Below are 9,637 nucleotides of genomic sequence, written 5' to 3'. Positions count from 1 at the left end.
TCGCGAGTACCTCAAGCAAACGAGGTACACCGGTTCGGGCCATGCCGGGTTCGCCGGGACCCCGGAGCGGTTGGCCGATCACATCGAGGACTGGTACCGCTCCGGGGCGGTCGACGGGTTCAACCTGCAGCCCGACCGGCTCGTCGACGGCCTCGAGGTTATCGCCGACGAGCTCGTGCCCCTGCTGCGCAAACGCGGCCTGTTCCGCCACGCGTACGAGACCGACACCCTCCGCGGGCACCTCCAGCCCGCCTCGGCCTGAACTCACCTCGCCGAAAGGACCCAACCCATGGGCGACCACCAGCATCCCGCCACCGCTGTGCACCTCGGCGTCGGCCTGTCCGGGCAACAGCTCGTGGCCCTGGCAGCCGACGCGGAGCTGCGCTCGCACGTCGACGACGCAGCGCCGGCCTTCGTCGTCGCGGGCGTCGACCGGATCGACGGCTCCATCCCCGACGACCAGACGCTCGAGCCGACCGTGGCCGCGACTTTCCTGGCGAGAAGGGCGCCGCACACAGCCGTGCTCGCCGCGGCCGCGCCGCACCGCGACCATCCCTACAACCTCGCCCGGCGGGTCGCCTCGGCCGACCACCTCTCACGAGGACGGTCCGGACTGGTGCTCGGCATCCGCGACGGCTACGCACCACGCGGCCCGGCCGGTCACGAAGCATGGGGCGGCGCCGGGCTGACCGCAGGCGCGCCGCTGGGCGTCGACACGACGCGCGATGCCGCTATCGCCATCGAGAAGCTGTGGCAGAGCTGGCCCTACGAGTCGATCGTGGCCGACCGCCGGACCCGCATCTTCGTCCGCGCCGAGCAGATCGTGCACATCGACCACCAGGGCGTCTTCGACATCGCCGGCCCCCTGACGGTGCCGTCGACGCCGCAGGGCTCACCGGTCCTGGCGTGGTACGCGAGAACCGCGGACGAGGTCGAGGCGGCCCGCGAGGTCGCCGACCTGGTGATCCTGAGCGCCACCGAGCCCGGCGCGACGGCGACCGCCGCCGCCGCGTTGAGCTCCGGCGACTCGGGCCGGTTCGCCGACCCGTCCCGGCGGCCGCTGCTCTTCGCCGAGCTTCCGCACCACGCCGGCGACGAACCGGGTGTCCTCGAGAGCGCCGTGCGATCGGTGTCCGGCGACGTCGACGGTGTGCTGGTGCGCCCCGGTCGCACGGCGGACGACCTCGTCCGGTTCGTCGAGGCCGGACTGCCCGCGTTGCTGGCCGGTGGGCTGGTGCGGACGGCCCCGGCGGCGACGCTGCGTGAGCGCCTGGCGCTCCCGGTGCCGGCCCGGCTGCTCGACGGTGCGCGACCCGCGTTTCCCGCCCCCGAGCCGCAACCGGCGCTCCGGCCGTAGCACGCACATCGACAGGCTCACACCGACCGAGGGAGTACGCAATGACGACGACGACCGCGGTGGCGCCCTACCCGGGTGTCTCCGCCGAGGAGTTCGCCCGCTGGCGCCGGATCGCCGACGACGTGGCGGCGAAGCTCGCGGCCACGGCGCTGGAACGGGATCGCGCCAACGCGACTCCGGTGGCCGAGGTGGCGCTGCTGCGCGAGAGCGGGCTGCTCGGCTTCGCCACGCCGGCGGAGTTCGGCGGGGCCGGCGGCAGCCTGGCCCAGGCGCTCGAGCTCAGCAGGGTCGTCGCCGCGGCGGACGGATCGATCGGCCAGCTCGTCACCTACCACTACTCCAACGGCCTGTGGACCTACCTCCTCGGCACGGCACGGCAGTGGGAGTACATCGCTCGAGGCGTGGGTGAACGGGGCTGGTTCCAGGGCAGCGTGAGCAACCCGCGCGACCCGGGCGTGCGACTGGACCGCGACGGCGACGGCTACCGCATCAACGGCAGCCGGACCTTCGCCACGGGCGTGGCCGTCGCGGACTACATCACCGTGTTGTTCTACGGCGACCATGCCGTCAACGTGGTCGTCCCGCCGGACCGGCCCGGTCTCGCCTTCGGCGACGACTGGGACAACCTCGGCCAGCGGCTCACCGCCAGCGGCAGCGTCACCTTCGACAATGTGGAGGTGCGCCCTGACGAGGTGCTCGGCGGGCTCGCCGAGTTCACCGGCGACACCGCCCTGCGCGACGGGCTGCGCGGGCAGTTCAGCCAGCTCGTCTTCGTCAACCTGTATCTCGGCATCGCCGAGGGTGCGCTGTCGGCCGCCGCTGCCTACGTCCGCGAGCACGGCCGGCCCTGGTTCGAGGCCGGAGTGGAGACCGCCGTCGCCGATCCCTACCATCGCCAGCTGTTCGGGCGGCTGTCGGCGAACGTTGCGGCGGGCATCGCGCTGGCCGAACAGGCGACCCGGTTGTTCGAGGATGCGCTGGCCGCGGGAGCGGCGCTCAGGCGCGAGGACTGGGGCCTGCTGGCACTGCGCGTCGACCAGGCGAAGTCCGTGGCGACCGAGGCATCGCTGGACGTCGCGCACCAGCTCTTCGCCGCGACCGGTGCACGCTCGACGGCGAACTCGTTCGGCCTGGATATCTACTGGCGCAACCTGCGCACCCACACCGTGCACGACCCCGTCGCCTACCGGCAGCGGGAGATCGGCGACTACCACCTGACCGGTACGCTCCCGGCGCCACTGCGGTTCGGCACGACGCCGGAGACCACCGCGCCGGCGACCGGGACGACGTCATGAGACGGGCGCCGGTCGCGGGCGCCTGAAGGCTGTCGTCGATGAGGTCGAGCCGGTGCTAGGGTCGCGGCTGACGCTGCTGGCCGAGCGGGCGGCGCGCAGCGGGAACGAGTCGTTGCGGGGGCTGACCGTCCGCGACTATCTGGACCTGGTGCCGTTCTACGGTTCATCGGACGATATCGCCGAGCGTGTCCGGGCCGATCCGGCAATCGCGGCTGGTGCGACCGATTTCGTAGCGAACTTCTCCCACGCCGGCGAATTCGATGCCGATGACGTGCGGGCACGCATCGACGTCCTGGCCGGCAGGATCGGACCGGCGATCGGCTGGCGCCCGGCCGAGCGGGCTACGAGCTGATCCGCGAGCTCGATCGACTCAACCTCGTCCCGGCCGGATCTGGTCAGATCGGGGGTACCCGTTCGGCGGCGTCGTGGGCCGAGGCGACCGTGACGTTGTGGCCGTGGTCGCGGACCAGGTCACGCAGCCGACGCTCACCGCGGCCGCCTCGTCGAAGTCGCCCCTGCCGAGCAGCCGTTCACCCGGCCCGCGTACCCCTAGCCCCGGCAACTGCTCGACTCGACGCCGGCACAGCCGATGCACGAACGCGCCACCGACGCCCGGGCCATCACCTGAAGCACGTCCGGTCGGCAGCTGGCCGTCTCGGAGTATGGGCCCGAACTCTATTCCTACTGATTTACTAGGATATGGTTGGTCGGGTGAGAACTACGGTCCGGTTCGGGTGTCTCGTGGGTGACGGCTGCCGTCCCGCGGCTTGTCGTTGAGACACCTCTGCGCCCGCCCACGTCATCAGGCCGAAGGGTCCACATGGTCACCTCCTCGTCGCCACCGCGTCCCAGTCGTCTGCCAGGGGCGGCGCGCACGACGTCCGACGGTGCGCAGATCCGGGGTTTCCTCCTGCAGGTCGACCTCGACGGCGCCGGCGCCGCCAGCGTCCAGCGCGTCATCGAGGCACTGCGCCGCACGGCGATGCAGCTCGTGCCGGACGCCGACGTCCGCGGCACGATCGTGCTCGCCCCGCGCCCGGCGCCCCCGGACGGGACGGCCAGGAGCCTGGTCGTCGACGTGCCGCGCAAGCGGGTGCTGATCGACGGTGAATCGGCCGGGATCTCGTTCCCCGAGTTCGAGCTGCTGCAGTACCTGGCGTTGCGCGAGGGGCGCACCATCGGCCGGGCCGAGTTGGTCGCCGGCCTGCGGGTGCCCACGACTGGGGGCGGGCCCAACCATCGTGCCATCGACGTGCGCGTGCGCCGGCTGCGCGTCAAGCTGGGTTCGTTCAAGGACGTCGTCCGGACGGTGCGCGGCTCCGGCTATCGGTTCGACGGACGCCCGGGCGTGCGGGTGGTCGCCGATGCTGGCGGGTCGTCCGGCGCGACGCGGGCCGCGGCCGGCTGAGTCGCCGGTCCGGTCCTGAGGGGCGCCAGGAGTGCGTCGACGAGCGCTCGGAATGCCTTCGCGGCGTCGAACGACGGCACCAGGAGCAACTGGATGCGCAGCCCGTCGACGACGCCGACGATGGTGGCGGCGATGTTCTCCTTGTCGGCGTCCGGCCTGATGACGCCTTCGTCGATGCCGGCGCTGAGGGCGCGCGCGACCACCGACCGGAGGCGGGTGATGCGCGACTTCATGTACTCGCTGGCCGGATGGGTGACGTCGAGGCTCTCGGCCAGCAGCACGGTGTAGAGGCGGACCCAGCCCGGCTCGCCGAACCGGCGCTCGATCAGCGTGACGTAGCGGTCGAGGTTCTCGTAGCCGGCGTCGGGACGGCTCAGCTCCTGCATCTCCGTGCCGTCCATGCCGATCCGTTCGCGGAGGACGGCGAAGAGGATCTCCTCCTTGGTGGAGAAGTAGTGCAGCACCCCGGCCTTCGACAGCCCGGCCTCCGTGGCGATCGACTCGAGCGAGATCCCGCGGTAGCCGCCGGACGAGAACAGCTCCACCGCGGCGTCGAGGACGGCATTGCGCGTGCGTTCGCCCTTGGCGCGGTGGCGCGTCGTGGTCATCGGGGTGCGTGGTCCCGTCTCGTAGCGCGGAGGTCCAGGTCGCGGCCGACTCTATCGCCTGCGGAGCCGTCGGCCCGGACTGTTACCGAACATTACCAACCGGTTGGACGGTTTTGTGTTTCCGCTGGTTGACTCCACGCTGACCACCCGTTCGCGAGAAAGGCGCCGCACATGTCCGCCAGCAGGACGAGCTTTCTCACCGTGTCCCTCGTCGCCACGGCGGCGGTGGTCGCGGGCTGTTCCTCGACGGACGACGCCGAGCCGCGAGCAGCGGACGGCGCCGGGGAGACCATCACGATCACCGATGAACAGGATCGTGAGGTGGTCCTGCCGGCCGAGGTCGATCGGGTGGTGTCGATCAACAGCTACAACACCGAGCTCCTGGTCGCACTCGGCGCGGGCGAGACCATCGTCGGGGTGGACGACCGCAGCGTCTTCCGCGCCCCCTACGGCGGTTTCACCGACGACGACGTGGTCGGCGTCGACTTCGAGTCGCTGAACTACGAGAAGATCGTCGAGGCCGACCCCGACGTCGTGTTCATCCCGCGCAACGGCGTATGGGAGGACGCCGCCTCGACGCTCGAGCAGTTCGACATCCCGGTCGTCGTGCTCACGGTATGGGACCCGACCATATGGACGGAGAACGTCGAGCTTGTCGCTGAGATCGTCGGCGCGCCGGAGCGGGCCGACGAGATCCTCGAGTTCACCGACGGGGTGCACGCCCTGGTGGCGGAGCGGGTCGAGGGTCTGGAAAGGGTGCCGGTCTACTACGAAGACGGCGAGGCGTTCAGTAGCGCGGGCTCGAACTCCGGCAAGACCGTGGCCATCGCGGACGCTGGAGGACGCAACATCTTCGAGGACGTTGGCATCAACGACGGCCTCGTGATCACCGTCGACCCGGTCGACGTCATCGCGGCCGACCCGGCGGTCATCCTGCGCGAGGACATCAGCCAGTTCCCGCCGTACGAGCAGGACTCGCTGCGGGCCTCCGTCGACGAGTTGCTCGCCCGCGAGGGCTGGTCGCAGTTGTCCGCGGTGCGGTCGGGCCGGGTCGTCGTCTACAACGCCGGACCCCTGGACGCCGCCGGCCGCACGTTCTCGTCGCTGTACTTCGGCGCGTGGATCCACCCGGAGGCGTTCGCGGACGTCGACCCCGACGAGTACGTGCGGCAGTGGGCGCAGGAGTTCCTGGGGAGCGACTTCGACGCCACCACCGGCTACGTCCAGACGCCGGGTGACTGACCGGTGTCCGGACGCGACGAGACGGCTCCCCGCATGCTGCACCTGGCCCTGCTGATCGGCGGCGACTTCGGCGCCGGCGGCTGGCGTGAGCCCGGCAGCCGGGTGGAGGAGCTGTACGGCCTCGACCTCTACCGCGAGCTCGCCGAGCTGGCGGAGGCTGCGACGTTCGACGCGGTCTTCCGCGCCGACGGGCTGCACCTGCCCCACGAGCTGAGGCTCAAGCCGTTCGCCCGGCCGGACTCGATCGTGCAGCTGGCCGCCGTGGCCGCGACCACGAGCCGGATCGGCCTGGTGGTGACTGCCTCGACGAGCTTCAGCGAGCCGTTCGGCACCGCCCGGCAGCTCGCCACGCTCGACCACGTCAGCGGCGGGCGGGTGGGCTGGAACATCGTCACGTCGAAGGGTGGCGAGCGCAACTTCGGCAGGACCTTCGACTACGGGAACCAGGACAGCCGGTACCGGCGCGCGGACGAGTACGTCACCGTCGCCAAGCGCCTGTGGACCAGCTGGGACGCCAATGCCCTGGTGTACGACCGCGACGACGGCGTCTACGCCCGGCCGGAGCGGATCCATGCCATCGGCCACGACGGCGAGCACTTCGCGGTGGAGGGGCCGTTCCCGCTGCCGCGCTCGCCCCAGGTGTGGCCGGTGCTCGCACAGGCCGGTGCGTCGGACAGCGGCAAGGACTTCGCCGCCAAGCACGCCGAGCTGGTGTTCGTCGCCGCCCACGACCTGCGCGGCGTTCGCGAGTACTCCGACGACCTCGCCCTGCGGCTCGAACAGCACGGCCGGCGGCGCGAGTCCGTGCGCGTCCTGCCGGGGATCAAGCCGATCCTCGGTGCCACCGAGGCGCAGGCCCGGGCACGTTACGAGGAGCTAGCCGACATCCACGACTGGGACGCCGAGCTCGACCGGGTGGGGCGGGAGCTCGGCGAGGTCGACCTGACCGGTCTGCGGCGCGACCGGCCGATCCCCGCGGAGCGGTTCACCACGCCCGTTGACCAGCTGTTCTACCGGCAGAGCCGGCCGCAGGTACTGCGGCGGCTCGCGCTGGAGGGCGGGCGCACCCTGGAGGACTTCGTGCGGGCGGTGACCATCGGCGTCGGGCACCACGTGTTCGTCGGGACGCCCGAGCAGCTCGCCGACGAGCTGGAGGGGTGGTGGCGATCCGGCGCTGCGGACGGTTTCAACATCATCCCGCCGACCATCCACGCCGTCGCCGGTTTCACCGGCTCCGTCGTCCCGCTGCTGCGGGAGCGGGGGATCTTCCGGACCGAGTACGAGGCCAGCACGCTGCGCGGCCACCTCGGCCTGAAGGTGGCCGGATGAGCGGGCGCCGTCCGCTGTTCCTCACCGCGCGGATCAACCCCGCGGGCGGCCTGCAGGACCGCGCGGTCGAGCACGCGCCGGCCCGGGCCGCGGCGCTGTTCGAGCTCGACCACTGGGTGGGCCGGGCCGAGAGCGCGCGGCGTGGCCTGTTCGCCGCCGTGTTCCTCGCCGACCAGCCCCAGCTCCGGCTGCGTGACGGCCGGCTCCCAGAGTCCACCCTCGACCCGGTCGTCCTCGCCGCGGCCTTGACGGCGCGGGTGCCCGAGATCGCGGTTGTGGCGACCGCGTCGGCGAACTACAACCTGCCGTACACCCTGGCCCGTCAGTTCGCCAGCGTGAACCTCCTCTCCGGCGGGCGGATCGGCTGGAACGCCGTGGCGTCCCTCGACCCGGGCGTCGGGGCCAACTACGGCGGCCCGGTCGTACACCACGACCACCGCTACGACCGCGCGGCGGAGTTCCTGGACGTGGTGCACCGGCTGTACGGGAGCTGGCGGTACCCGTGGAGCGACGCCACCGGCTGGGGGAGTGCCGAGCCGCTGGACTGGAGCGGACGGTACTTCTCCGTGGCCGGGCCGCTCAATGTCCCCCTGCCGCCTTGGGGCCCGCCGGTGCAGGTCCAGGCGGGTGGGTCGGACCAGGGGGTGGAGCTGGCCGGGCGCTTCGCCGACCTGGTCTATGCGATCGGCCACGAGAAGGCCTACACGGCGGCTTACCGCGACCGGGTCCGCGCCGCCGCGCGCGCCCACGGGCGGGACCCGGCGGCCGTTCTCGTCGCGCCGCTGGTCAACCCCGTCGTCGTCGCCGCGGAGGCGGACCGGGACCGGGTGCTCGACGAGCTCATCGATGCCTCCGGCGACCTCGGCGAGCAGATCGCCGGACTGGAGGACCGGCTCGGCCGCCACCTGCCCGCGGGCGACCTCGAGGCGCCCCTGCGCATCGAGCGGCTGGAGCCCCGGCTGCCCGCCGCCCCCGTGCCGGACGGGATTCGTAACAGCCTCCTGGAACTCGTGCGGACACGGACGCCGTCGGTCAAGGAGCTCCTCGTCCTGGCGACGGGCACGCTCGTCGGCACACCGGAGACCATCGCGGCACACCTGGTCGAGTGGTGGCGGGACGGCGCGGCCGACGGGTTCACCGTCAACACCGTCCCCGGCGACAAGGACGACGCGACGAACCTTGACGACGTGGTCGACCATGTCGTCCCCCTGCTCCAGGCCGCGGGCGCCTATCCGCGCGGCTACGCGGGGCGGAGCCTCCGGGAGAACATCGGGTTGCCATGGCCATGACCACACCGTCCAACGAGGTCGCGGCCGACGCAACGCCGTCGCGGCCGGCTCCGCGACCGTCCGGCCGTCCCGGCCGCCGGCCACCGCGCCGCTTCAAGGCGCTCATCGTCGTCGTCAGCTACGTCCTCGCGGCCGCGCTGCTGATCTGGTACGTCCCGATCGGCACCGCCGACGTGACGTTCGGCGACGTGGTGCGCGTCCTGCGGTTCACCGTCACCGGTGCCGCCGTCCCGGAGGACTTCCAGAGCACGTTCACCATCGTGCAGGGACTCCGGCTGCCGCGCATCCTGGTCGCCGCCGTGGCGGGGGCGTCGCTGTCCCTGGCCGGAGTCGTCATGCAGGCGATCCTGCGCAACCCGCTGGTGAGCCCGTTCACGCTCGGCGTCTCGCCGGCGGCCGCCTTCGGCGCGGCCCTGGTGATCCTGACGACGGGTGGCGCGGGCAACGCGGTGCTCGTGACAGCGGCCGCGTTCGTCACGGCCACGGTGGCGTCGGTGCTGGTGCTCGGGCTCGCGCACTCGAAGTCGTCCGGCCAGATCACCGCGACCGTGCTGCTGCTCGGCATCGCGCTGACCCAGCTGTTCGAGGCGGCGACGTCGGCGCTGCAGTTCATCGCCGACGAGGACACGCTCTCCGCGATCGTCCGGTGGACGTTCGGCTCGGTCAACGACGCCAACTGGTCGGACTTCTCGCTGATCGGGGTCGTGCTGGTCGCGAGCCTGCTGGTCATCCTGCCGAACGCCAAACACCTCAACGCGATCGCCTTCGCGGGCGAGGACGCCGCCCGCAGCTTGGGGGCGAACGTCACGGCGATCCGGTTCGGGCTCATCGGGGTCAGCGTGCTGCTGGCGTCTGTCGTGGTGAGCCTGTGCGGGGTGATCGGGTTCGTCGGACTGGTCGGGCCGCACATCGCCCGGATGATCATCGGAGCGGACCACCGCTACCTGATCCCGTTCTCCGTGGTGACCGGTGCCATCCTGCTGGCGACGGCGGACACCGTCGGCCGCACGATCATCTCGCCGATCGTCGTGCCGGTGGGGATCGTGATCGCGGTGGTGGGCGCGCCGCTGTTCATCTACCTCATCCTGTCCCGCCGGACGGGGCGCTGA

Annotated in this window: 9 protein-coding genes and 1 pseudogene; 9 read left to right on the top strand and 1 reads right to left on the bottom strand. The window is 71.7% G+C overall.

Features of this window, described 5'->3' with window-relative positions; genetic code table 11:
* The 5 genes and pseudogenes from DZA62_RS32490 to DZA62_RS32470 form a co-directional block, all read left to right on the top strand.
* A pseudogene (locus DZA62_RS32490) lies at window positions 1–262 on the top strand (nitrilotriacetate monooxygenase); the annotation flags it as partial.
* A 27-nt stretch (window positions 263–289) separates the two neighbouring features.
* On the top strand, window positions 290–1,357 hold the full coding sequence (locus DZA62_RS32485) for an LLM class flavin-dependent oxidoreductase (protein WP_116953124.1): 1,068 nt from the start codon (window positions 290–292) through the stop codon (window positions 1,355–1,357).
* A 41-nt stretch (window positions 1,358–1,398) separates the two neighbouring features.
* On the top strand, window positions 1,399–2,652 hold the full coding sequence (locus tag DZA62_RS32480) for an acyl-CoA dehydrogenase family protein (RefSeq protein WP_116953123.1): 1,254 nt from the start codon (window positions 1,399–1,401) through the stop codon (window positions 2,650–2,652).
* 52 nt (window positions 2,653–2,704) lie between these two features.
* Window positions 2,705–3,004: a hypothetical protein gene (locus DZA62_RS32475; protein WP_116953122.1), complete on the top strand. Its 300-nt coding sequence runs from the start codon at window positions 2,705–2,707 to the stop codon at window positions 3,002–3,004.
* A 468-nt stretch (window positions 3,005–3,472) separates the two neighbouring features.
* Window positions 3,473–4,060, top strand: a complete 588-nt coding sequence (locus tag DZA62_RS32470) for a winged helix-turn-helix domain-containing protein (protein WP_116953121.1) — start codon at window positions 3,473–3,475, stop codon at window positions 4,058–4,060.
* On the opposite strand, the gene DZA62_RS32465 is transcribed toward DZA62_RS32470, so the two are convergent.
* Complete coding sequence (locus DZA62_RS32465; RefSeq protein WP_116953120.1) at window positions 3,976–4,668, bottom strand: TetR/AcrR family transcriptional regulator; 693 nt, start codon at window positions 4,666–4,668, stop codon at window positions 3,976–3,978. The genes DZA62_RS32470 and DZA62_RS32465 overlap by 85 nt on opposite strands.
* A gap of 171 nt (window positions 4,669–4,839) precedes the next feature.
* Here DZA62_RS32465 and DZA62_RS32460 point away from each other — a divergent pair, with 171 nt between their 5' ends.
* From DZA62_RS32460 to DZA62_RS32445, 4 genes are read left to right on the top strand one after another with little or no spacing between them, the layout of a single operon-like run.
* A complete protein-coding gene (locus tag DZA62_RS32460) occupies window positions 4,840–5,910 on the top strand; it encodes an ABC transporter substrate-binding protein (RefSeq protein ID WP_116953119.1) in 1,071 nt (356 codons plus the stop codon).
* Window positions 5,911–5,913: 3 nt separating this feature from the next.
* Window positions 5,914–7,239 (top strand): NtaA/DmoA family FMN-dependent monooxygenase, encoded by a 1,326-nt coding sequence (locus tag DZA62_RS32455; RefSeq protein ID WP_157988047.1) that lies wholly within the window; start codon window positions 5,914–5,916, stop codon window positions 7,237–7,239.
* Complete coding sequence (locus tag DZA62_RS32450; protein ID WP_116953117.1) at window positions 7,236–8,528, top strand: LLM class flavin-dependent oxidoreductase; 1,293 nt, start codon at window positions 7,236–7,238, stop codon at window positions 8,526–8,528. Before DZA62_RS32455 ends, DZA62_RS32450 begins: the two co-directional genes overlap by 4 nt.
* Complete coding sequence (locus DZA62_RS32445) at window positions 8,525–9,637, top strand: FecCD family ABC transporter permease (RefSeq protein ID WP_198664434.1); 1,113 nt, start codon at window positions 8,525–8,527, stop codon at window positions 9,635–9,637. The genes DZA62_RS32450 and DZA62_RS32445 overlap by 4 nt, the downstream gene beginning before the upstream one ends.

Source organism: Jiangella endophytica (assembly GCF_003427025.1).
Classification (GTDB): Bacteria; Actinomycetota; Actinomycetes; order Jiangellales; family Jiangellaceae; genus Jiangella; species Jiangella endophytica.
The sequence above is the reverse complement of the archived record's forward strand: the minus strand, read 5'-3'. Positions and strand labels throughout refer to the sequence as shown.